Here is a 25383-nt window from a genome sequence, read left to right as displayed (position 1 = left end):
GCATTCATAGAAGCTCCACCATTTTACTATTTTAACGTTTATCAAACTCGATGAACTCGATTGATGCGACGTTTTAGTGTCCGGCGCTCATCTTCTGAATGAGCACCCCACACGCCAGCGTCTTGATTTGTGTCTAGTGCCCATTTCAGACAGGTCTCCACGACGGTGCAGGTACGACAGATATTCTTAGCTCGCTCAGCTTGTGCTAAGGCTGCACTGGAGCTTCCTACCGGGAAAAATAGTTCCGGATCCTCATCCAAGCATGCTGCGTTATGTCGCCAGTCCATCGGGTACTATCTACTTTCCACATTTATCCGTTCATGTATATGCATACTTTTGCAGTTTTTCCACCGAGAATAAAGAGCTAACGCTGTGACGTTCGTCTGTTTGGGGATACCTCACATTCAGGTGTTATCTGAGGCGCTGCGGTTTACGAATTAGTGACCGCATGTATAAGAAAAGAAGAGTAAAACTAATAATTATGAAGAATAGGGTGGCAATGCTGAATATTGGTATCCTCAGTGTTTCATGATAATGGACACCCAATATGTAGGTCCAAATGATCGGCGTTACAACGATGCCGAGAACTATACCGATAGAGGTATCAATAACAACAAGTCCAAGACTTTCTGTCAGGTAGTTGCGTTTAATGCTCGTTGAAGACACTCCTAGACTCAATAAAAGACGGGTATCGTAATACTGCTGTTCATGTTGGAAAGCTGTGAGCAATAGCCGAGCAGATATTGCGGCTATTAATACATAAGACACGAGGAACGATAACATCGGAATGGCCCAATTGGCTCGTTCAGCGGTAGCAAGAACATCTTGAGTAACACCCGCATCGACTCGGAAATCATCGGTAAGATTATCTGTCACTAAAGAGGTGCGGAAGTCGATGAAAAAAGCCGAAAAATCATACAGTTTAGTGGCATTTGCCCGTAGCCATAACTCACTGATCATCGTGGCAGAGTGCAACGATTGCAAATCAGATAATTCCATGACGATCCACGGGCCACTACTTTCAAGTATATCTAGATGGTGTACCTCGTTAGTATCGCCGGTAACTGATAACGAATCTCCTTCTGAAACTCCTAGGTTAAGCATGACATCTCGAGGCATAAGAATGGACCCTTGTCTCGGAATATCTTTGTTTTCACCTCCGTCTTCACTGAAGTAGTGCTCAGCATCAGAGCGAGTAAATCCTCTGACTTCGAGGTTAATTGAATCTTCTGGAGAATCGGGCATTAAGGCATCTATCTCAGCATTATAGACAGAAAGATGGGATGCTACTCCTGGTTGCTTGATAGCAGAGTTGATGACACTATCGTTTAGTCCAGTTCCGGAATTTTTGTCGCTAACAACGCTCACATCAAATGGATTTATCTTATCCGCGATATGCTCTAATACGTGTGAAGAAGAAACATGCGTTGACACCAAAACAACCAACATCCCAACTCCCAAAACGATCAGGCGAGAGCTGAAAAAAGAATTACGGTAGGTATCTGAGATGTCTGCACGTTTCACTATTGCGCAACGAGTAAGTGAAGTTCGCGATTGCGATAGCTGTTGACGAAAGACCGTATGTATTATTTGCTGACCTAATAACACGAGAGCGCAGAAGAAGGCAATTGTTACAAGCGCACCAGCCGCGAGATACGAAGTCCACTGGCTAAAATCAGTCTCTTGGCGACTAGCAACGGCTGAAAACACCAGCAGAGTCGTCATAATGACGATTCCTGCTAGTCGGCGAGTGGCAAATTTTAGTGTCGAGGCTTCGATGTTGGATTTATTGTCGTAAAACAAAGGCGAGCCAGTTATCTGCCATGCGCAGGGAATTGCGGCTAAACATAAAATACCTAGCATCACTAATATCGCCTGGATACTCGTAAACAGTGATGGGTGATAATATGGCGAAAGAAATCGAGACCCAGGAATTAGTTGTAGTAAGACATGAAGAACTTTGCCGCTGATATGCCCAAGGAGGATCCCGGCAGCAACAGTGAGAATACCAACTAGTATTAGTTGTAGGCTCGCCAACAAGAAGATATGACTTTGTGTCGCCCCCATTGTGATAAGTAGTCGATAATCATCCGTTCGTGAACGTAATATTTTCCGCCCAGTGAAATACAGTGTAAGTAAGGTGCCAAGTGCCGGTAGGAACAAAATACCGTGTCCTGGACCAAGCAAGTTTGTTATGTAGAGCTGAGTTTCTGCTAGTATCTGCTCATATGTCTGTTCGCGAGTAATAACAATCGTTCCCGGGATACTGAGCAATGATTCTTTAAGGTCTTCTAGCGTTACGCCAGATTTTTTGAAAACATATACTCCCATTGCGTCGATTGGGAGTTTGCCATCAATGTTTTCCCATAATTCTCGCATATCGAGTCCAGCAATTGCATTAAACAATGACTGGAAGTTCTCGTTGAGTGGACTATAAGAATACAAGCCCCGCACGGTCATCTTTCGCAATGTCCCATGCTTTCCCACACTAGGAATAGTAAGTAAAACTTCGTCTCCTACTGTTACTTCGAGGCTGGTTGCAATATCAACTGGTAACGCAATTTCGTCCGTTGCAGTGGGGTAGGTACCTTCATGGAAATCTTCATTCCGTAGTGATTTAGGTGGGACGTTAAGTATGTTGAGGTGTGCTGCTCCAGAGGCGCTCATAACTGTTCCCCACAATGGTGTGGGTGAATGAGCAGAGCGCACCTGTGGAAGGCGTTCAACATCTGTTAAGAACTCATGACCTGGTATTTCATCGTTATAAACTATGATATCGGCATTAGTCAGCGAACTACGTGCAGAATGAGATTGCGACTGTTCAATGTATTCTTGTCCTGCTAGTCCAATAAAGATCATCACTGTTGATAACAGAATGACCATAATAGGGAGTAAATACAATCGCCAAAATGCAACAACGTGCTCAAATACAAAACTAAGCATTATTCTGGCCGGTTGCTAGTTTCCTGAGCGAAGGCAAGGGACTCGAGGGAAGGATTAACTACCATTCCAGTGGGTTCTCCGTCGAGAAACAAATGAACATGGTCAGCATACGATGCGGCAAAGTTATTATGCGTTGACATAACAATTGAAATCTTGTACTCGCGGTTACATCTCCGCAGACTGTCAAGCACAATTTCTGATGCTTCATGCCGTAAAAAACGTGTTGGTTCTTGTGCCAAAATCAGTTTTGTATTCTTCAATACCGCACGTGCAATGGCGACGCGCTGTAGGACATCAGCACTATTTTCTCGCGGATAGGACTGCAACTCTCGATGTAAACCAAAAGAATGGACGACATCGTCGTAGAGATCTTTATCGTACGGAAGCGATGAAATAGTGTGTGCGAGTAATATGTTTTCTTTAATTGTTAGCGTGTCGACGACGTTATGCTGGCTGAACACAAAAGCGACATCACCACTGCGAAGATCTGCCAGTTCATGCGAGGTGCTTTGAGTAATATCTATGCCACAGGTAATAACTTGTCCTTGTTGAACTGGATACAGTCCACCCAAGACGTCTATCAACAGTGATTTAGAAGATCCGTTAGGGCCGAGGATAGCAGAGAACTTTCCGTTTTCGAATGACATCGAAACGTTTTTTATTTCACGATCTCGTGGCGTCATGTGAGCATGTACCGAGACGTCGATTAGCTGTGCAATAGTCATTAGTTAGTTAGAGATCTCCTTGTCCTGGAGTAACGATCCCAGCCTCGTATGCTACTACAACGGCTTGGACTCGATCTCGAACTCCTAGCTTGGCAAAAATACGAGTAACGTGAGTTTTGACTGTCGCCTCAGCGACAAATAAACGTTCCGCAATTTCAGTATTTGTTAGTCCACGAGCAATAAGATGGAAAACCTCGCGTTCCCGATCGGTTAAAACATCAAGGATTGCAGGACAACTCGCATGTATCCGATATGTTTCGCTTGCTAATCTATCAACGAGCCGGCGAGTAGTGGAGGGGGCAATAACTGCATCCCCACGATATATTGTTCGGATAGCCTCAATCATACGTTCAGTTGGAGCATCTTTGAGGAGAAACCCCGAGGCGCCGGCTCGAATTCCTTCCATCATGTAGTCATCTTCATCGAACGTAGTCAAGATGATGATCTTTGGATCGACTCCAGTGGGAAGTTTGGTACTAGTAATTTGCCGCGTCGCTGTCAGTCCGTCCATACCTTCCATCCTGACGTCCATGAGAATGACATCCACAGGTACAGACTGTAACCGATTGAGGGCTTGTTGGCCGTCACTTGCTGAAAGTACGACTTGCATGTCATCTAGCGAATCAATAACCATCGTCAGACCAGAACGCATGAGATCCATATCATCAACGAGGCCAACACGAATCTTATTTTCTGTCACCGTGGGTTCCTTTCTTAGGGCTTTCTATCGTAGGGGATTGTTGCCCGCACAATAAAACCGCCACCAGGACGTGCCCCCGCATCTAGTGTGCCACCAAAGAGGGCTGCACGTTCAGTCATGCCAATAATTCCGTTACCTTTTCCATCATTTGGAACGGAAGCACCGCGGCCATTATCTATGACAGATAATGTGACTTCAGTCTCATGCCATTCTAATTTAATCACGATTGAGATTTGAGGGCCACCATGCTTCATTGCATTAGTAACGGATTCTTGGCAGATACGATACAACACGTTTCCGATTCCTGCTGGTAGGGAGTGTATCGAACCAAGCTGAATGAACGCTATGTTATATCCAGACTCTTTAACGCGAGAGACCAAACTATCAATGTCATGAGTAACTGGTTGTGGTGACAAATCTGAGGTGTCTTCACTGGGCTCACGTAAAACACCAACAATCGACCGAATATCGGTTAAGGCAGCACGACTCATATCGGCAATTGTGTCTAGCGCGTGCAAAGCTTGCTCTGGATTCTTGCGTCCAGCATAACGACCGCCATCAGCTTGTGCAATCACTACCCCTAACGTGTGCGCAACGATATCGTGCAAATCCCGTGCGATACGAGTACGTTCACGTACGACAGCGCCATGCTGATTTTCTATCGTTTCTTGCTGTAATAGGTTTTGGGCTGCTTGAAATTTTAGAGCTTGATCGAGCTGTGAACGACGGGCTAAACCTGCCAATGCCGTTGTTCCTACAAGGCCAAGAAGACAAATAAAGAATGTCGCGTCTTGCCACGTGTGGCGGGGCAAATATTGGACCCATAATAGTCCTAGAGCCCCCAACGCAGATAAAATAACTATGATTGCTATTGCTAACCGAGCATGAACGCTGGCGGAATAGACCATGATAAGTACGATAACATCTAACGCCATCAAAGCACTGGGGTAAAATAGGCATCTAAATAATAAATAGACAATGAAAATAATATTCGCCGGATTAGCATCGGATCGCCGAACTGAGACGATTGCGGCACCACTGACACTCAGGAGCCATAATTGGACAATCTGAATAGGTGAAAGTGATGAATATGAGATTAACAATGGGATACAACCAGTTATCCCAACAAAGCTAGCGAAAGCTGTGTCAGATAAACTCGGGGACCTATTAAACTCTTCCATGGTCATACAATGTAGGATACGTGTTTTTCGATACGATGGGATATGTGGACGTGGAGAATTTTGATCAAGCCAAGAAGCGGTGGCATGTACTAGCGCCCCAACTACTACATGCTCAAGATGTGTACTATTCCAGCGGTGGTCAAGTAATGGTAGACGCTACCTACGATATGTTGATGCGTGAGCTACGTCAGTTAGAAGAACGTTTCCCGCAGTTATGGTCTCCCGATTCGCCGTCAACGAAAGTGGGTGCCAAACCGGTGCGGAATGGACTTCCCTCAGTTACTCACATACAACGGATGTATTCCTTGCAAGATGTTTTTTCCCGTGCAGAATTAGCAGAATGGTTTGCTAACGTCAGTCAAGAATTGCCTGCTCAGGCGCACTTCACTACTGAGGTGAAGATCGATGGGCTGGCGTTGAATCTGACCTATCGAAACGGTGAGCTTGAACGCGCCGCTACTCGCGGTGATGGTGTGACAGGAGAAGACGTTACCCGTAACGTACGTGCCATTAGCACAATCCCGCATCACTTGCAGGGCAATAACTGGCCAGCTCTCATCGAAATACGCGGGGAAGTCTTTTTCCCGGTTCGTGCATTCGAAGAATATAACCGGTTGGTCGATGAGCGAAACGGTCAGATTGATGAAAAGAATCAGCGGATCGCGCAGGCGAATAAAACTATTGCGGCTCGCAACCGACGTATTCGCCAAGAGAATGCTCAATTGTCGCAATCAGAATGGACACCAGAAATTCCGACGAAGCGTCGCGAGGCACACATTAAGAAGTTCGTAAATCCGCGCAACGCGGCATCAGGAACGATGCGCCAAGAAGATAGTTCCTCGCTTGCCTTGCGCTCGCTCGACTTCATCGCTCATGGCATTGGAGAAATTCAAGGGGCTAGTGACGAGTTGGCCGACGCATTCTCCCGACAAGAAGGCGTCTACCGGGCATTCAAAGAATGGGGTCTGCCAGTCTCTGAGGTTACTCAGACGTTGTCCACCCTTGAAGAAATTAACGCATTCTTGGATTTTTACCAGCACGCGAGAGATTCGTTAGCTTTTGAATTCGATGGCGTAGTGATCAAAATCGACGATCGATCAATACAAGAACAGCTGGGATATACCACGCGCGTTCCGCGCTGGGCCGTAGCCTACAAGTTCCCGCCAACCGAGGTACAAACACGGTTACTTGACATTCGCGTCCAAGTAGGACGCACCGGGCGAGTCACCCCATATGCAGTCATGACCCCAGTATTTGTAGACGGCTCTACCGTATCTCAAGCAACATTGCATAACCCGTCGGAAGTCGCCCGTAAAGGTGTGAAGATTGGTGACGTCGTCGTCGTCCGCAAAGCTGGCGATATTATTCCAGAAGTTGTGGGCCCGATTGAAAGTGAACGGGACGGCACCGAAGTTGATTTCGTGATGCCAACGACGTGCCCAGATTGCGGCGCACCAATCGCCGCGATAACTGAAGGCGACGTCGACATGCGGTGTACCAACCAGCGGTCCTGCCCAGCTCAATTGACTCAACGGGTCGCCCATATCGGTTCACGCGGCGCACTCGATATTGAAGGTCTCGGTGAAGAATCAGCAACCTGGTTGTGTAACCCGGACAAGAACCGTGCCGATGCATTAATGGCATTAGCCACTGGGCGCGCCGTCATGGTTGAAGATGATCAGGGACATCAGCATACGATCCGACTGTCTAACCAAAAACTAGCCGACTTCGGCATTGTTGATTCCCATGGTGCCATCGTGGATCATCGAGATATCATTCCCGAACCTCTGCTAGACCAGCTTGGTATTCCACATGCGCAACGCCCAGTTTTGCACACTGAGGCGGACTTGTTCCATCTTACCGCTGAGCAGGTAAAAGACGTGTGGGTTTGGCAACCAGTCAAACGCGCCGGTGAACCAACTGGGGATTGGAAATATGTGCGTGCGGCTTGGACTAAGCCTCAATGGAGCGGACGGGGAACCGAACGAGTGATCAGTAAGCCTTCCGCACCCGGCAAGAATCTTTTGATGATTCTTGAGCAACTCGAAGCCGCGAAAACCAAAGACCTATGGCGCAAGATTGTGGCTCTCAATATTCGGCACGTTGGCCCAGTCGCATCCCAAGCGCTCGCGGAGGAATTCGATTCGCTAGCACTCATGCGGCAAGCAAGCCTTGCCCAGTTATCCGACGTCGATGGGGTAGGAGACATCATCGGTTCGTCATTCCTCAACTGGTTTGAGGAACCGTGGCATCTGAATATTGTTGACCGATGGCAGGACGCTGGTGTTGATTTTGTGCGACAAGAACAGCACACTGCGGTTGCCCAAACTCTTTCTGGCCTCACAATCGTTGCCACCGGATCGCTGACGAATTTCACGCGCGATGGTGTAAAGGAAGCAATTAACGCGGCCGGTGGTAAAGCAACTGGATCGGTATCGAAGAAAACTGACGTCGTCGTCGTCGGCGATAATGCTGGATCTAAAGCTGCTAAAGCCGAAGAACTCGGGATTCCAATCCTGACTGAAGAACAGTTCGAAGAACTTCTCGCCACTGGAGTTATGCCGGCAACAAACTAACGCTGGAGTCTAAACGAACGGCGCCAAGGGTTTCATGAGTTTCTCAGCTAACCACGCTAGTGTGGTGCGAGAATCCCATGATTCACGAGTTAGCTCGATGCAATTCGTGAGATCAAGTCGGAACGTTTCTTCCATAATCTCAGCAACGCCCGGATCGAAGATTTCCGCGTTAGCCTCGTAATTGCCGGCCATTGATAGGCGATCAAAATTCGCGGTACCAACGGTTGTCCAAATTCCGTCGACGGTCATCGTTTTGGCGTGTACCATCGCGTCTTTGTATAAGAAAATACGGCATCCGCCGGCAAGCAATTCTGAGTAATGCGGGCGTCCTACCCAGTCTGAAATAATGTGATTAGAATACTGCGGAATCAAAATCCGCACATCCACCCCGCGCTTAGCAGCATTGATTAGTGATTCCTTGATCGCATAGTCAGGGATGAAGTATCCCATCGTGATCCAAACATTTTTCGAGGCGCGATTGATCGTATCTAGATACATTGCCCGGATTGGGTACGAGCGATAGGCCGGAACATTCTGGGAAACCGTAAAAGTTGAGACCCAGCTGCGAACTACATCATCTGGTAGTGCTGGTTGGGAATGCGAACGGTAAACATTCCACATATCGATAAAAGCATTTTCAAGTTCCCAGGTTCGCGGGCCGCATACCCGAATGTGGGTGTCACGCCAGTGGTCGGCGTACAACCGGCCGATATTGTATCCGCCAACAAATCCGATTTTGCCATCAATAACGAGTATTTTGCGGTGGTCAAAACCCGAATCTTTAGAACGGGTAGTGAACATCCATGGGCGTAACAATGGGAATCTAATGACGTGTAAGTTCGGAAGTTCTGGAAATCGGCGTGACTTTGGATCTTGGTTGAGGTTGCCAAGGGTGTCCAGAATAATGAATACGTCCACTCCGCGTTCGGCAGCGTCGATGAGCGCAGTGCGGAAGCGGTATCCGACGTCGTCGGCTTTGATAATGTATGTTTCGAAATAAACTCGGTCAGTTGCCGATTCGATGGCAGCGATCATGTCGTCATACAGATGATTTCCAAATGTGTAAACTGTCACTTCGGAATCTGACACGCGGGCGGTGCGCGGCGGTAGATGAGGAAACTCACCTGTTTGTGGATTTCGACGTTTCCGTTGCGCATCAACAGCGATAATTGCGCCCAATGCTGCGATTTGTGCGCTCAAACCGGCGAGTAACGTAAATTTCACTACTCGCTTTGCTGATGACGCAGGACGATTCTTCCAAAAAGACATGCCATTAGTTTACGATACGTTTCGCCACAAATGGGTGGGGAAGATACCATTGAGGTATGTCGACATTTTCAAAAGAAGAGGTTGCCCGGTTGGCAGACCTCGCGCGTATTTCGCTAAGTGAACAAGAATTAGAGCAATTTGCGGCTGAACTCGAAGTTATCAACGAGTCTGTTTCGCGACTAAAAGAAGTCGTTAGCCCTGATATTCCAGCCACGTCCCATCCTATTCCGCTCACAAACGTGTGGCGTGACGATGAGGTTGTTCCAGGCTTGGACCGGGACGAAGTTTTGGCCATGGCACCGCATGCTGAAGATGGCAAGTTTGGTGTTCCAGCAATCTTGGGTGAGGAGTAAACCGTGGTAACAGATATGCATAAAAAATCTGCTTGGGAACTTGCAGAGTTGTTGCGTGCCGGCGAGATTACGTCCGTTGAATTGACGACGACGTTCCTCGATCGTATTGCGGCATTGAATCCAAAAATGAATGTGTATTTGGCGGTGGATCGCGAAGGCGCGCTTGCTGAAGCACAAGCAGTCGATGCGGACCGTGCAGCCGGCAAGGAATTGCCGTTCTTTGCGGGGGTCCCGGTGGCATTAAAAGACAACATGTGCCAGCACGGCGTGCCAACAACCGCGGCTTCGAAGATGCTCGAGGGCTGGTTGCCGCCATACGATGCTACTGTTGTGCGGTTGCTTAAAGAGGCACGACTACCAATTTTGGGTCACACTAATATGGACGAGTTTGCAATGGGCTCGTCCACAGAGCATTCGGCTTTCGGGCCAACGCAAAATCCGTGGGGTCATGATCTGATCCCAGGTGGTTCCGGTGGCGGCTCGGCAGCGGCTGTCTCGGGTTATTTGGCTCCGTGGGCGTTGGGGTCCGACACAGGTGGTTCTATTCGTCAGCCAGGCGCTATGACCGGTACGGTTGGTGCCAAGCCAACATACGGTGCAGTTTCGCGCTACGGAATCATTGCCATGGCGTCGTCTTTGGACCAAGTTGGTCCGGTTGCTCGTGATGTTCGAGATGCAGCAGCACTGCAGGAAATCATCAGCAAGCACGACCCGTTCGATTCGACGTCGTTATCCAACGATTTTTCCAACCTTGTTGCTGCTGTGGACGAAGGCGGAGAACTGGGTGATCTTTCCGGGGTAACTTTCGGTATTGTCAAGGAACTAGACGGAGAAGGTTTCGCTCCTGGCGTTCTCGATACTTTCCACGACCTTGTCGCGAAGCTCAAAGCAGCCGGTGCGCAGTTTGTTGAGGTTTCGTGTCCATCATTCGATTACGCGATGGCAGCGTACTATTTGATCATGCCAGCTGAAATGTCATCAAATTTGGCGCGTTACGACGGCGTTCGGTTCGGCAACCGGGTTTTGCCTAAAGAAGGTCCAGTTACTGCTGAAACGATGATGTCAGCAACACGTGAAGCCGGGTTCGGTACTGAAGTTAAGCGCCGTATCATTCTGGGAACCTATGCATTGTCAGCTGGTACTTACGATGCGTATTATGGCTCGGCGCAACGTGTTCGTACGCTGGTACAACGTGATTTGGCAGCCGCATACCAGCAGGTCGATGTTTTGCTGACGCCGGCAACACCAACTGTCGCGTTCAAGTTTGGTGAAAAGCTTGACGACCCGTTGGCTATGTATAAGAACGATATGACAACCATTCCAGCAAACTTGGCGGGTGCTCCAGCAATGACAGTGCCGGTTGGTTTGTCTGAAGGATTACCAGTTGGTGTCCAAATTATGGCACCAACATTTGAGGATGCACGCATGTACAAGGTAGCAGCGATGGTGGAGAAGGTTGCCGATCCGGCGGCCTCGCATCCGGCTATGGATATGTGGGAGGACTGAACAATGACTGAACTGATGGAATATGCAGACGTCGTCGCTAATTTTGATCCGGTTTTGGGTATCGAAGTTCACGTCGAACTATCAACGAAAACTAAAATGTTCGATGGCGCTCCAAACGCGTTTGGTGGCGATCCGAACACGTTGATTACCCCGGTGTCCCTAGGCCTGCCAGGATCACTTCCGGTGGTAAACAAGAAAGCTATCGAATACGCGATCAAATTAGGCCTGGCACTTAACTGTTCGATCGCAGAATCGTGCCGGTTCGCGCGTAAGAACTATTTCTACCCTGATTTGGCAAAGAACTTCCAGACCTCGCAATCTGATGAGCCACTCGCTTATGACGGCTACCTCGATATCGAGCTTGACGACGGCGAAGTTTTCCGTGTCAACATTGAGCGTGCACACGTCGAAGAGGACGCCGGTAAGAACACCCATATCGGTGGCGAAGGGAGAATCCACGGCGCAGATCATTCGTTGGTTGATTACAACCGTGCGGGCGTTCCACTCGTTGAGATCGTTACCCGTCCGATTGAAGGATGCGGCGATCGGGCTCCAGAGGTAGCGGCCAAGTATGTGCAGACTATCCGTGATATTGCTCGTGCGATCGGGGTTTCGGAAGCCCGAATGGAACGCGGCAATGTTCGTGCTGATATCAACGTCTCGTTGCGCAAGACCCCGGATTCCCCATTGGGTACGCGTACCGAAACAAAGAATGTTAATTCGTTCCGCTCGATTGCTGCCGCCGTAGAGTTTGAAATGTGCCGGCAAGGAGCAATCTTGTCTCATGGTGACAAGGTCCTTCAAGAAACCCGTCATTTCCAGGAGCTCGACGGGACAACGTTGCCGGGGAGGCCTAAGTCCGATGCGGACGACTACCGGTATTTCCCGGAGCCAGATTTGGTGCCGCTGGCGCCGGCTCGCGAATGGATCGAAGAATTGCGTGCTACCTTGCCAGAACTACCGGAGCAGAAACGCCGTCGTCTGCTTGGTGAGTGGGGTGTTTCAGCGAAGGAAATGCGCGACATCGTTAATGCAGGTGCGTTGGTTTTGATCGAAGATTCGGTTAAAGCTGGTGCAACATCGGCTGGTGCGCGTAAATGGTGGATGGGCGAACTTGCCCGCTACGCGAAAGATAATGAGCTTGAGTTGGCGAATGTGCCGGTATCTAGCGAACAGGTTGCTGAGCTTGATGGCTTGGTTGAGTCTGGCAAGCTGACAGATAAGTTGGCCCGTCAGGCGTTGGCAGGTGTTTTAGCAGGCGAAGGTTCGCCGGCTGAGGTTGTTGCCGCACGTGGTTTGGAAATTGTTAGCGACGACGGCGCGCTCACGGCAGCTGTTGATGAAGCGCTGGCGGCAAACCCGGATGTTGTGGAGAAGATCCGCAGCGGTAAGGTGCAGGCGGCGGGTGCGATCGTCGGCGCTGTTATGAAGGCAACTCACGGCAAGGCGGATGCCGCCCGCGTGCGTGAACTTATTATGGAGCGTGTTCAGCTCTAACCAGTAGCGCGCAGGATTCCGGAATTTTTTCGCGGTCCTGCGCATTACTGTGTGTAGCTTAAACAAGGAGAACTTATGTCGAAAACACTACCTAGCTACAATGTAACCGTGCGTATCGGAATTCCTTTTGATCCGCGGGCAACCGCTACTTTAGTTAAGGAATTCGCAGACTACGGCGCAATTGTGACCGGTGTGGATATGGTCGAATCTGACGATGTCAATCTGGTAACCGATATCACCGCTAAAGTCGATGATATTGAGCATGCCGAACAGATTGCTGCAAAGCTTGAGGCACTAGAAGGTGTGCACGTCCACGGAATCCATGATTCTACTGTGCAAGCACATCTGGGCGGAAAAATTGAAATTGCGTTGAAACGACCGTTAAACACTCGCCAGGATTTGGCGCGTGTCTACACCCCTGGGGTAGCGCGGATTTCGACGATGATTGCCAAGGATCCAGAACTTGCACGCAAGTTGACAGTTAAACGCAATACGGTGGCAGTGGTCTCTGATGGTACTGCGGTTTTGGGGCTGGGAGATGTAGGTCCGAAGGCTGCGATGCCGGTTATGGAAGGCAAGGCTGCGTTATTCAAGAAGTTTGGTGATGTCGATGCGTGGCCAATCTGTCTGGATACCACTGATACTGAGGAAATTATTAGCATCGTCAAGGCAATTTCCCCTGGTTTCGCAGGCATTAATCTGGAAGATATTTCGGCGCCACGCTGCTTTGAGATTGAACGGCGTTTGCGTGCTGAATTGGACATCCCGGTTTTCCATGATGACCAGCACGGCACTGCAGTTGTTGTGCTTGCAGCTTTGATTAACGCACTGAAAGTTGTTGGTAAGAAGATTGAAGATATTCGTATTGTTGTTTCTGGTGTTGGAGCTGCAGGTAATGCGATTATTCGTCTTCTCATGAAGCAGGGCGCACGTGACATCATCGGTGTTGGCCGTAACGGCGCGTTGGGACCGTTCCGTGAGGAAGCCGGCACTGACCGTAATTGGATTGCGCAGAACACCAACCCACGCGGTCAACAGGGGTCTATTCACGACGTCTTGGAAGGTGCTGACGTATTCATTGGTGTCTCGGCAGGTAACTTGCTAACGAGTAAGGATATTGCTGGAATGGCTAAGGAACCGATTGTATTCGCGTTGGCTAATCCGATTCCGGAAATCAATCCAATCGAGGCTGCCGAGCATGCTGCTATCGTGGCCACCGGGCGTTCCGACTATCCGAACCAGATCAACAATGTCCTGGCGTTCCCAGGAATTTTCCGAGGAATGCTAGACGTAAAAGCTACTGAGGTTACGGATCGCATGCTGGTGCTTGCTGCGCAAGCAATTGCTGATTCTGTAGAGCCAGAGCAACTGAATGCAAACTTCATCATTCCAGGCGTTTTCCATCCAACTGCTGCGCAACGTGTTGCACGTGCAATTCGGGAAGAGTACAAGCACTCTTTAACGCGTGAAGAAATGTAAAAGATTGTTGTAATTGGTGACTGTAGGTCGGCGGGGCACATGTGCCCCGCCGACTTTTTTTCGAGCAGTAAGGCAAAAAGTAGAAATGTGATGGGGGTTACTCCATTTTGGTTTGCTGTTTGGGTTGTGGGTGCGTATAGTTTTTATCTGTCGCCGGGAGCGCGGTTGTGGTTCTGGTGGTTGCCTTCTTGATGGTTGCCTGGTTTTTCTGGGTGGTTGTTGGGTGTGGGTGTGTTGTTTGATATCTCAATAGTGTGTCAGCTTTTTATTTTGATCATATTTATTTTGATGGCAGATGGTGGGCTGGTCTTTTGGGCTGGTTTGTTGTTTGTTGTTGTTTTTATTTTGGATGAGCTAGTTTTGGTTTGTCTGTTTTTAGAGTCTGTTTTTCGGGCTTTTCGAACGTGTATTGATTGGATGCCCTTTTTGTGGGGTGTTTGGTTTTTGTTTGGAGAGTTTGATCCTGGCTCAGGACGAACGCTGGCGGCGTGCTTAACACATGCAAGTCGAACGATGAAGCCCTAGCTTGCTGGGGTGGATTAGTGGCGAACGGGTGAGTAATACGTGAGTAACCTGCCCCCTTCTTTGGGATAAGCCTTGGAAACGGGGTCTAATACTGGATATTCTGCTTCTGCCGCATGGTGGGGGTTGGAAAGGTTTTTCTGGTGGGGGATGGGCTCACGGCCTATCAGCTTGTTGGTGGGGTGATGGCCTACCAAGGCGTCGACGGGTAGCCGGCCTGAGAGGGTGACCGGCCACATTGGGACTGAGATACGGCCCAGACTCCTACGGGAGGCAGCAGTGGGGAATATTGCACAATGGACGAAAGTCTGATGCAGCGACGCCGCGTGGGGGATGAAGGCTTTCGGGTTGTAAACTCCTTTTAGCACTGAACAAGGCGAAAGTTGAGGGTAGGTGTTGAATAAGCGCCGGCTAACTACGTGCCAGCAGCCGCGGTAATACGTAGGGCGCGAGCGTTGTCCGGAATTATTGGGCGTAAAGAGCTCGTAGGCGGTTTGTCGCGTCTGCTGTGAAAGACCGGGGCTTAACTCCGGGGCTGCAGTGGGTACGGGCAGACTAGAGTGCGGTAGGGGTAACTGGAATTCCTGGTGTAGCGGTGGAATGCGCAGATATCAGGAGGAACACCGATGGCGAAGGCAGGTTACTGGGCCGTTACTGACGCTGAGGAGCGAAAGCATGGGGAGCGAACAGGATTAGATACCCTGGTAGTCCATGCCGTAAACGTTGGGCACTAGGTGTGGGGCCTATTTCCATGGGTTCTGTACCGTAGCTAACGCATTAAGTGCCCCGCCTGGGGAGTACGGCCGCAAGGCTAAAACTCAAAGGAATTGACGGGGGCCCGCACAAGCGGCGGAGCATGCGGATTAATTCGATGCAACGCGAAGAACCTTACCAAGGCTTGACATACACTGCGACATGCTAGAGATAGTGTGGCCTTCGGGGTGGTGTACAGGTGGTGCATGGTTGTCGTCAGCTCGTGTCGTGAGATGTTGGGTTAAGTCCCGCAACGAGCGCAACCCTTGTCTTGTGTTGCCAGCACGTTATGGTGGGGACTCACGAGAGACTGCCGGGGTTAACTCGGAGGAAGGTGGGGATGACGTCAAATCATCATGCCCCTTATGTCTTGGGCTTCACGCATGCTACAATGGCTGGTACAGAGGGTTGCGAGCCTGTGAGGGTGAGCGAATCCCTTAAAGCCAGTCTCAGTTCGGATTGGGGTCTGCAACTCGACCCCATGAAGTCGGAGTCGCTAGTAATCGCAGATCAGCAACGCTGCGGTGAATACGTTCCCGGGCCTTGTACACACCGCCCGTCACGTCACGAAAGTTGGTAACACCCGAAGCCCGTGGCCTAACCTTTTTGGGGGGAGCGGTCGAAGGTGGGATTGGCGATTGGGACGAAGTCGTAACAAGGTAGCCGTACCGGAAGGTGCGGCTGGATCACCTCCTTTCTAAGGAGCTACCTACATGCCCGTGTTTAATGTTTTGTTTTTTGTGGGTGTGGCTGGTGTCCCTGTTTTGGGGTGTTGGTTGTGGTGGTTTTTAGTGGAAAATGGTTGAGATGAGAAGTTGGCATGCTGTTGGGGTGTGGGGTAATACTCCTTGTGCTGCCTGTGATGGGCTGATGACTGTTTGGGTTGTTGGTTTGTTGTGGTGTTGGTGTGGTGGTTGAGAATTGTATAGTGGACGCGAGCATCTTTGGTTTTTTGTAAGTGTTCAAGAGCGTTCGGTGGATGCCTTGGCATACGGAGCCGATGAAGGACGTTGTAGCCTGCGATAAGCCTCGGGGAGTTGGCAAACGAGCTGTGATCCGGGGGTGTCCGAATGGGGAAACCTGGCCAGAGTTGTTTCTGGTTACCAGCATCTGAATGTATAGGGTGTTTGGGGGTAACGCGGGGAAGTGAAACATCTCAGTACCCGCAGGAAAAGATATTCTGTTAGTAGTGGCGAGCGAAAGCGGAAGAGGCTAAACCATGTGCGTGTGATAGCTGTCGGGCGTTGCGTGTGTGGTGTTGTGGGGCCGTGTTTTGACCTTGCCGATGAGGGGTCGAGTAGTGATAAATGCTGGTGTGTAGACGAATCAGTTGGGAAGCTGGACCGTAGACGGTGAGAGTCCGGTAGTTGGAACATGCTAGTCTGCTTTGCATGGTGCCCGAGTAGCACGGGACTCGTGAAATTTCGTGTGAATCTGCACAGACCACTGTGTAAGCCTAAATACTTCGTGTGACCGATAGTGTATGAGTACCGTGAGGGAATGGTGAAAAGTACCCCGGGAGGGGAGTGAAATAGTACCTGAAACCGGACGCTTACAATCCGTCAGAGCCTCCTTGGTAGGGGTGATGGCGTGCCTTTTGAAGAATGAGCCTGCGAGTTAGTGGCATGTAGCGAGGTTAACCCGTGTGGGGTAGCCGTAGCGAAAGCGAGTTTTAAAAAGCGTTGTTTAGTTGCATGTTCTAGACCCGAAGCGGGGTGATCTACCCATGGGCAGGTTGAAGCACGTGTAAGAGCGTGTGGAGGACCGAACCCACTTCAGTTGAAAATGGAGGGGATGACCTGTGGGTAGGGGTGAAAGGCCAATCAAACTCCGTGATAGCTGGTTCTCCCCGAAATGCATTTAGGTGCAGCGTCGTGTGTTTCTTACCGGAGGTAGAGCGACTGGATGGCCGATGGCCCTTATCGGGGTACTGACGTCAGCCAAACTCCGAATGCCGGTAAGTGAGAGCACGGCAGTGAGACTGCGGGGGATAAGCTTCGTAGTCGAGAGGGAAACAGCCCAGACCGCCGGTTAAGGCCCCTAAGCGTGTGCTAAGTGGGAAAGGATGTGGAGTTGCTGTGACAACCAGGAGGTTGGCTTAGAAGCAGCCACCCTTGAAAGAGTGCGTAATAGCTCACTGGTCAAGTGATTCTGCGCCGACAATGTAGCGGGGCTAAGTACACCGCCGAAACCGCGGCAATGAAATATTTTTGTTTTGTTGGGTAGGGGAGCGTCGTGCGTGAGGTGAAGCAGCACAGGTGACTGGTTGTGGATTTCGTACGAGTGAGAATGCAGGCATGAGTAGCGAATGACGGGTGGGAATCCCGTCCGCCGAATGACTAAGGGTTCCAGGGCCAGGTTCGTCCGCCCTGGGTTAGTCGGGTCCTAAGGCGAGGCCGACAGGCGTAGTCGATGGGCAACCAGTTTGATATTCTGGTACCGGGCAAAGACCGTCAAGTGTTGAAATATGGGATACTAACCATCCAAACCATCATCTTCTTCCTTCGGGTTGGGGTGTGTGGGGAGCGTGGGACCTGATCGTAGAGTAGACAAGCGTGTTAACAGGGGTGACGCAGAGTGGTAGCTCCGCGTGGCTAATGGCTTGCCACGTTTAACAGTGCAGCCCGTTCCCTAGGTAAATCCGGGGGCGTGAGGGTGAGGCTGGATGATGACCCACTATTGTGGGGAAGTAGAGTGATCCTGTGCTGTCGAGAAAAGCCTCGACGTTAGGTCTTTGGCCGCCCGTACCCTAAACCGACACAGGTAGTCGAGTAGAGAATACTAAGGCGAGCGAGTGAATCGTGGTTAAGGAACTCGGCAAAATGCCCCGTAACTCGGAAAAGCCTGGATCTGAAGCCTGTACTGGCTAGGGTGAAAGGCCGCAGAACAAAAGGCAATGTGCGCACTGTTTATCACGGTTCTCGAACACGTTTACGTGGGGCTTACGACGCGTCCACGTGTTTTATACACGTTTTTTTAACAAATTAGTGTTTCGCTACGGTGTTGTTTTTGATAAACAGTCGCTTCTCTCCCTGGTTTCTGCGGCCTTTCACCCTAGCCAGTACAGCTTCAGGATCCAGGCCCCCTTCTTCCGAAGTTACGGGGGCATTTTGCCGAGTTCCTTAACCACGATTCACTCGCTCGCCTTAGTATTCTCTACTCGACTACCTGTGTCGGTTTAGGGTACGGGCGGCCAAAGACCTAACGTCGAGGCTTTTCTCGACAGCACAGGATCACTCTACTTCCCCACAATAGTGGGTCATCATCCAGCCTCACCCTCACGCCCCCGGATTTACCTAGGGAACGGGCTGCACTGTTAAACGTGGCAAGCCATTAGCCACGCGGAGCTACCACTCTGCGTCACCCCTGTTAACACGCTTGTCTACTCTACGATCAGGTCCCACGCTCCCCACACACCCCAACCCGAAGGAAGAAGATGATGGTTTGGATGGTTAGTATCCCATATTTCAACACTTGACGGTCTTTGCCCGGTACCAGAATATCAACTGGTTGCCCATCGACTACGCCTGTCGGCCTCGCCTTAGGACCCGACTAACCCAGGGCGGACGAACCTGGCCCTGGAACCCTTAGTCATTCGGCGGACGGGATTCTCACCCGTCATTCGCTACTCATGCCTGCATTCTCACTCGTACGAAATCCACAACCAGTCACCTGTGCTGCTTCACCTCACGCACGACGCTCCCCTACCCAACAAAACAAAAATATTTCATTGCCGCGGTTTCGGCGGTGTACTTAGCCCCGCTACATTGTCGGCGCAGAATCACTTGACCAGTGAGCTATTACGCACTCTTTCAAGGGTGGCTGCTTCTAAGCCAACCTCCTGGTTGTCACAGCAACTCCACATCCTTTCCCACTTAGCACACGCTTAGGGGCCTTAACCGGCGGTCTGGGCTGTTTCCCTCTCGACTACGAAGCTTATCCCCCGCAGTCTCACTGCCGTGCTCTCACTTACCGGCATTCGGAGTTTGGCTGACGTCAGTACCCCGATAAGGGCCATCGGCCATCCAGTCGCTCTACCTCCGGTAAGAAACACACGACGCTGCACCTAAATGCATTTCGGGGAGAACCAGCTATCACGGAGTTTGATTGGCCTTTCACCCCTACCCACAGGTCATCCCCTCCATTTTCAACTGAAGTGGGTTCGGTCCTCCACACGCTCTTACACGTGCTTCAACCTGCCCATGGGTAGATCACCCCGCTTCGGGTCTAGAACATGCAACTAAACAACGCTTTTTAAAACTCGCTTTCGCTACGGCTACCCCACACGGGTTAACCTCGCTACATGCCACTAACTCGCAGGCTCATTCTTCAAAAGGCACGCCATCACCCCTACCAAGGAGGCTCTGACGGATTGTAAGCGTCCGGTTTCAGGTACTATTTCACTCCCCTCCCGGGGTACTTTTCACCATTCCCTCACGGTACTCATACACTATCGGTCACACGAAGTATTTAGGCTTACACAGTGGTCTGTGCAGATTCACACGAAATTTCACGAGTCCCGTGCTACTCGGGCACCATGCAAAGCAGACTAGCATGTTCCAACTACCGGACTCTCACCGTCTACGGTCCAGCTTCCCAACTGATTCGTCTACACACCAGCATTTATCACTACTCGACCCCTCATCGGCAAGGTCAAAACACGGCCCCACAACACCACACACGCAACGCCCGACAGCTATCACACGCACATGGTTTAGCCTCTTCCGCTTTCGCTCGCCACTACTAACAGAATATCTTTTCCTGCGGGTACTGAGATGTTTCACTTCCCCGCGTTACCCCCAAACACCCTATACATTCAGATGCTGGTAACCAGAAACAACTCTGGCCAGGTTTCCCCATTCGGACACCCCCGGATCACAGCTCGTTTGCCAACTCCCCGAGGCTTATCGCAGGCTACAACGTCCTTCATCGGCTCCGTATGCCAAGGCATCCACCGAACGCTCTTGAACACTTACAAAAAACCAAAGATGCTCGCGTCCACTATACAATTCTCAACCACCACACCAACACCACAACAAACCAACAACCCAAACAGTCATCAGCCCATCACAGGCAGCACAAGGAGTATTACCCCACACCCCAACAGCATGCCAACTTCTCATCTCAACCATTTTCCACTAAAAACCACCACAACCAACACCCCAAAACAGGGACACCAGCCACACCCACAAAAAACAAAACATTAAACACGGGCATGTAGGTAGCTCCTTAGAAAGGAGGTGATCCAGCCGCACCTTCCGGTACGGCTACCTTGTTACGACTTCGTCCCAATCGCCAATCCCACCTTCGACCGCTCCCCCCAAAAAGGTTAGGCCACGGGCTTCGGGTGTTACCAACTTTCGTGACGTGACGGGCGGTGTGTACAAGGCCCGGGAACGTATTCACCGCAGCGTTGCTGATCTGCGATTACTAGCGACTCCGACTTCATGGGGTCGAGTTGCAGACCCCAATCCGAACTGAGACTGGCTTTAAGGGATTCGCTCACCCTCACAGGCTCGCAACCCTCTGTACCAGCCATTGTAGCATGCGTGAAGCCCAAGACATAAGGGGCATGATGATTTGACGTCATCCCCACCTTCCTCCGAGTTAACCCCGGCAGTCTCTCGTGAGTCCCCACCATAACGTGCTGGCAACACAAGACAAGGGTTGCGCTCGTTGCGGGACTTAACCCAACATCTCACGACACGAGCTGACGACAACCATGCACCACCTGTACACCACCCCGAAGGCCACACTATCTCTAGCATGTCGCAGTGTATGTCAAGCCTTGGTAAGGTTCTTCGCGTTGCATCGAATTAATCCGCATGCTCCGCCGCTTGTGCGGGCCCCCGTCAATTCCTTTGAGTTTTAGCCTTGCGGCCGTACTCCCCAGGCGGGCACTTAATGCGTTAGCTACGGTACAGAACCCATGGAAATAGGCCCCACACCTAGTGCCCAACGTTTACGGCATGGACTACCAGGGTATCTAATCCTGTTCGCTCCCCATGCTTTCGCTCCTCAGCGTCAGTAACGGCCCAGTAACCTGCCTTCGCCATCGGTGTTCCTCCTGATATCTGCGCATTCCACCGCTACACCAGGAATTCCAGTTACCCCTACCGCACTCTAGTCTGCCCGTACCCACTGCAGCCCCGGAGTTAAGCCCCGGTCTTTCACAGCAGACGCGACAAACCGCCTACGAGCTCTTTACGCCCAATAATTCCGGACAACGCTCGCGCCCTACGTATTACCGCGGCTGCTGGCACGTAGTTAGCCGGCGCTTATTCAACACCTACCCTCAACTTTCGCCTTGTTCAGTGCTAAAAGGAGTTTACAACCCGAAAGCCTTCATCCCCCACGCGGCGTCGCTGCATCAGACTTTCGTCCATTGTGCAATATTCCCCACTGCTGCCTCCCGTAGGAGTCTGGGCCGTATCTCAGTCCCAATGTGGCCGGTCACCCTCTCAGGCCGGCTACCCGTCGACGCCTTGGTAGGCCATCACCCCACCAACAAGCTGATAGGCCGTGAGCCCATCCCCCACCAGAAAAACCTTTCCAACCCCCACCATGCGGCAGAAGCAGAATATCCAGTATTAGACCCCGTTTCCAAGGCTTATCCCAAAGAAGGGGGCAGGTTACTCACGTATTACTCACCCGTTCGCCACTAATCCACCCCAGCAAGCTAGGGCTTCATCGTTCGACTTGCATGTGTTAAGCACGCCGCCAGCGTTCGTCCTGAGCCAGGATCAAACTCTCCAAACAAAAACCAAACACCCCACAAAAAGGGCATCCAATCAATACACGTTCGAAAAGCCCGAAAAACAGACTCTAAAAACAGACAAACCAAAACTAGCTCATCCAAAATAAAAACAACAACAAACAACAAACCAGCCCAAAAGACCAGCCCACCATCTGCCATCAAAATAAATATGATCAAAATAAAAAGCTGACACACTATTGAGATATCAAACAACACACCCACACCCAACAACCACCCAGAAAAACCAGGCAACCATCAAGAAGGCAACCACCAGAACCACAACCGCGCTCCCGGCGACAGATAAAAACTATACGCACCCACAACCCAAACAGCAAACCAAAAATGGAGTAACCCCCATCACATTTCTACTTTTTGCCTTACTGCTCGAAAAAAGTCGGCGGGGCACATGTGCCCCGCCGACCTACAGTCACCAATTACAACAATCTTTTACATTTCTTCACGCGTTAAAGAGTGCTTGTACTCTTCCCGAATTGCACGTGCAACACGTTGCGCAGCAGTTGGATGGAAAACGCCTGGAATGATGAAGTTTGCATTCAGTTGCTCTGGCTCTACAGAATCAGCAATTGCTTGCGCAGCAAGCACCAGCATGCGATCCGTAACCTCAGTAGCTTTTACGTCTAGCATTCCTCGGAAAATTCCTGGGAACGCCAGGACATTGTTGATCTGGTTCGGATAGTCGGAACGCCCGGTGGCCACGATAGCAGCATGCTCGGCAGCCTCGATTGGATTGATTTCCGGAATCGGATTAGCCAACGCGAATACAATCGGTTCCTTAGCCATTCCAGCAATATCCTTACTCGTTAGCAAGTTACCTGCCGAGACACCAATGAATACGTCAGCACCTTCCAAGACGTCGTGAATAGACCCCTGTTGACCGCGTGGGTTGGTGTTCTGCGCAATCCAATTACGGTCAGTGCCGGCTTCCTCACGGAACGGTCCCAACGCGCCGTTACGGCCAACACCGATGATGTCACGTGCGCCCTGCTTCATGAGAAGACGAATAATCGCATTACCTGCAGCTCCAACACCAGAAACAACAATACGAATATCTTCAATCTTCTTACCAACAACTTTCAGTGCGTTAATCAAAGCTGCAAGCACAACAACTGCAGTGCCGTGCTGGTCATCATGGAAAACCGGGATGTCCAATTCAGCACGCAAACGCCGTTCAATCTCAAAGCAGCGTGGCGCCGAAATATCTTCCAGATTAATGCCTGCGAAACCAGGGGAAATTGCCTTGACGATGCTAATAATTTCCTCAGTATCAGTGGTATCCAGACAGATTGGCCACGCATCGACATCACCAAACTTCTTGAATAACGCAGCCTTGCCTTCCATAACCGGCATCGCAGCCTTCGGACCTACATCTCCCAGCCCCAAAACCGCAGTACCATCAGAGACCACTGCCACCGTATTGCGTTTAACTGTCAACTTGCGTGCAAGTTCTGGATCCTTGGCAATCATCGTCGAAATCCGCGCTACCCCAGGGGTGTAGACACGCGCCAAATCCTGGCGAGTGTTTAACGGTCGTTTTCAACGCAATTTCAATTTTTCCGCCCAGATGTGCTTGCACAGTAGAATCATGGATTCCGTGGACGTGCACACCTTCTAGTGCCTCAAGCTTTGCAGCAATCTGTTCGGCATGCTCAATATCATCGACTTTAGCGGTGATATCGGTTACCAGATTGACATCGTCAGATTCGACCATATCCACACCGGTCACAATTGCGCCGTAGTCTGCGAATTCCTTAACTAAAGTAGCGGTTGCCCGCGGATCAAAAGGAATTCCGATACGCACGGTTACATTGTAGCTAGGTAGTGTTTTCGACATAAGTTCTCCTTGTTTAAGCTACACACAGTAATGCGCAGGACCGCGAAAAAATTCCGGAAATCCTGCGCGCTACTGGTTAGAGCTGAACACGCTCCATAATAAGTTCACGCACGCGGGCGGCATCCGCCTTGCCGTGAGTTGCCTTCATAACAGCGCCGACGATCGCACCCGCCGGCCTGCACCTTACCGCTGCGGATCTTCTCCACAACATCCGGGTTTGCCGCCAGCGCTTCATCAACAGCTGCCGTGAGCGCGCCGTCGTCGCTAACAATTTCCAAACCACGTGCGGCAACAACCTCAGCCGGCGAACCTTCGCCTGCTAAAACACCTGCCAACGCCTGACGGGCCAACTTATCTGTCAGCTTGCCAGACTCAACCAAGCCATCAAGCTCAGCAACCTGTTCGCTAGATACCGGCACATTCGCCAACTCAAGCTCATTATCTTTCGCGTAGCGGGCAAGTTCGCCCATCCACCATTTACGCGCACCAGCCGATGTTGCACCAGCTTTAACCGAATCTTCGATCAAAAACCAACGCACCTGCATTAACGATGTCGCGCATTTCCTTCGCTGAAACACCCCACTCACCAAGCAGACGACGGCGTTTCTGCTCCGGTAGTTCTGGCAAGGTAGCACGCAATTCTTCGATCCATTCGCGAGCCGGCGCCAGCGGCACCAAATCTGGCTCCGGGAAATACCGGTAGTCGTCCGCATCGGACTTAGGCCTCCCCGGCAACGTTGTCCCGTCGAGCTCCTGGAAAATGACGGGTTTTCTTGAAGGACCTTGTCACCATGAGACAAGATTGCTCCTTGCCGGCACATTTCAAACTCTACGGCGGCAGCAATCGAGCGGAACGAATTAACATTCTTTGTTTCGGTACGCGTACCCAATGGGGAATCCGGGGTCTTGCGCAACGAGAACGTTGATATCAGCACGAACATTGCCGCGTTCCATTCGGCTTCCGAAACCCCGATCGCACGAGCAATATCACGGATAGTCTGCACATACTTGGCCGCTACCTCTGGAGCCCGATCGCCGCATCCTTCAATCGACGGGTAACGATCTCAACGAGTGGAACGCCCGCACGGTTGTAATCAACCAACGAATGATCTGCGCCGTGGATTCTCCCTTCGCCACCGATATGGGTGTTCTTACCGGCGTCCTCTTCGACGTGTGCACGCTCAATGTTGACACGGAAAACTTCGCCGTCGTCAAGCTCGATATCGAGGTAGCCGTCATAAGCGAGTGGCTCATCAGATTGCGAGGTCTG

Annotated in this window: 12 protein-coding genes, 2 rRNA genes, 4 pseudogenes and 1 other annotated feature; of the genes and pseudogenes, 6 read left to right on the top strand and 12 right to left on the bottom strand. The window is 50.8% G+C overall.

Annotated elements, in window-relative coordinates:
- Positions 1–41: 41 nt before the first annotated feature.
- From BLT51_RS00080 to BLT51_RS00060, 5 genes are all read right to left on the bottom strand, one after another.
- On the bottom strand, positions 42–287 hold the full coding sequence (locus BLT51_RS00080; RefSeq protein WP_091278421.1) for a WhiB family transcriptional regulator: 246 nt from the start codon (positions 285–287) through the stop codon (positions 42–44).
- Positions 288–411: 124 nt separating this feature from the next.
- A complete protein-coding gene (locus tag BLT51_RS00075; protein WP_172801272.1) occupies positions 412–2883 on the bottom strand; it encodes an ABC transporter permease in 2472 nt (823 codons plus the stop codon).
- 59 nt (positions 2884–2942) lie between these two features.
- Positions 2943–3668, bottom strand: coding sequence for an ABC transporter ATP-binding protein (locus tag BLT51_RS00070; protein ID WP_091278417.1), 726 nt, complete (start codon positions 3666–3668; stop codon positions 2943–2945).
- A 7-nt stretch (positions 3669–3675) separates the two neighbouring features.
- Positions 3676–4368, bottom strand: a complete 693-nt coding sequence (locus tag BLT51_RS00065) for a response regulator (protein ID WP_091278414.1) — start codon at positions 4366–4368, stop codon at positions 3676–3678.
- A gap of 14 nt (positions 4369–4382) precedes the next feature.
- Positions 4383–5555, bottom strand: a complete 1173-nt coding sequence (locus BLT51_RS00060) for a sensor histidine kinase (protein WP_091278412.1) — start codon at positions 5553–5555, stop codon at positions 4383–4385.
- Positions 5556–5569: 14 nt separating this feature from the next.
- Here BLT51_RS00060 and BLT51_RS00055 point away from each other — a divergent pair, with 14 nt between their 5' ends.
- Positions 5570–8125 carry an NAD-dependent DNA ligase LigA gene (locus tag BLT51_RS00055; RefSeq protein ID WP_231943952.1) on the top strand — a complete coding sequence of 852 codons (2556 nt, stop codon included), beginning with the start codon at positions 5570–5572 and terminating at the stop codon, positions 8123–8125.
- A gap of 9 nt (positions 8126–8134) precedes the next feature.
- On the opposite strand, the gene BLT51_RS00050 is transcribed toward BLT51_RS00055, so the two are convergent.
- Positions 8135–9394: a phospholipase D-like domain-containing protein gene (locus BLT51_RS00050; protein ID WP_091278410.1), complete on the bottom strand. Its 1260-nt coding sequence runs from the start codon at positions 9392–9394 to the stop codon at positions 8135–8137.
- Positions 9395–9450: 56 nt separating this feature from the next.
- Here BLT51_RS00050 and gatC point away from each other — a divergent pair, with 56 nt between their 5' ends.
- From gatC to BLT51_RS00025, 5 genes are all read left to right on the top strand, one after another.
- Positions 9451–9747 (top strand): Asp-tRNA(Asn)/Glu-tRNA(Gln) amidotransferase subunit GatC, encoded by a 297-nt coding sequence (gatC, locus tag BLT51_RS00045; RefSeq protein ID WP_091278408.1) that lies wholly within the window; start codon positions 9451–9453, stop codon positions 9745–9747.
- A gap of 15 nt (positions 9748–9762) precedes the next feature.
- The gene (gene gatA / locus BLT51_RS00040; RefSeq protein WP_091282411.1) at positions 9763–11253 is read left to right on the top strand and encodes an Asp-tRNA(Asn)/Glu-tRNA(Gln) amidotransferase subunit GatA; all 1491 of its coding nucleotides are present in this window, start codon (positions 9763–9765) and stop codon (positions 11251–11253) included.
- 3 nt (positions 11254–11256) lie between these two features.
- Positions 11257–12750 (top strand): Asp-tRNA(Asn)/Glu-tRNA(Gln) amidotransferase subunit GatB, encoded by a 1494-nt coding sequence (gatB, locus tag BLT51_RS00035; RefSeq protein WP_091278405.1) that lies wholly within the window; start codon positions 11257–11259, stop codon positions 12748–12750.
- Positions 12751–12825: 75 nt separating this feature from the next.
- Entirely contained in the window at positions 12826–14229 is a 1404-nt protein-coding gene (locus BLT51_RS00030) for an NAD-dependent malic enzyme (protein WP_091278403.1), read from the top strand.
- A gap of 445 nt (positions 14230–14674) precedes the next feature.
- Positions 14675–16201, top strand: a 16S ribosomal RNA gene (locus BLT51_RS00025).
- 255 nt (positions 16202–16456) lie between these two features.
- Positions 16457–20482, bottom strand: a sequence feature (most likely nonfunctional fraction of RNA operon).
- A gap of 255 nt (positions 20483–20737) precedes the next feature.
- Here the strand turns inward: BLT51_RS00025 and BLT51_RS00015 are convergent.
- The 6 genes and pseudogenes from BLT51_RS00015 to BLT51_RS09360 form a co-directional block, all read right to left on the bottom strand.
- Positions 20738–22263 (bottom strand): 16S ribosomal RNA (locus BLT51_RS00015).
- 445 nt (positions 22264–22708) lie between these two features.
- Positions 22709–24113: pseudogene (locus tag BLT51_RS00010) on the bottom strand (malic enzyme-like NAD(P)-binding protein).
- Positions 24114–24189: 76 nt separating this feature from the next.
- The gene (locus BLT51_RS09370) at positions 24190–24261 is read right to left on the bottom strand and encodes a hypothetical protein (protein WP_269456655.1); all 72 of its coding nucleotides are present in this window, start codon (positions 24259–24261) and stop codon (positions 24190–24192) included.
- Between the two features lie 85 nt (positions 24262–24346).
- Positions 24347–24583: pseudogene (locus BLT51_RS09365) on the bottom strand (Asp-tRNA(Asn)/Glu-tRNA(Gln) amidotransferase subunit GatB); the annotation flags it as partial.
- 37 nt (positions 24584–24620) lie between these two features.
- A pseudogene (locus tag BLT51_RS09250) lies at positions 24621–25117 on the bottom strand (hypothetical protein).
- Positions 25118–25128: 11 nt separating this feature from the next.
- Positions 25129–25371, bottom strand: a pseudogene (locus tag BLT51_RS09360) (Asp-tRNA(Asn)/Glu-tRNA(Gln) amidotransferase subunit GatB); the annotation flags it as partial.
- Positions 25372–25383 lie beyond the last annotated feature (12 nt).

The organism is Arcanobacterium phocae, from assembly GCF_900105865.1.
Taxonomy (GTDB): Bacteria; Actinomycetota; Actinomycetes; order Actinomycetales; family Actinomycetaceae; genus Arcanobacterium; species Arcanobacterium phocae.
The sequence above is the reverse complement of the archived record's forward strand: the minus strand, read 5'-3'. Positions and strand labels throughout refer to the sequence as shown.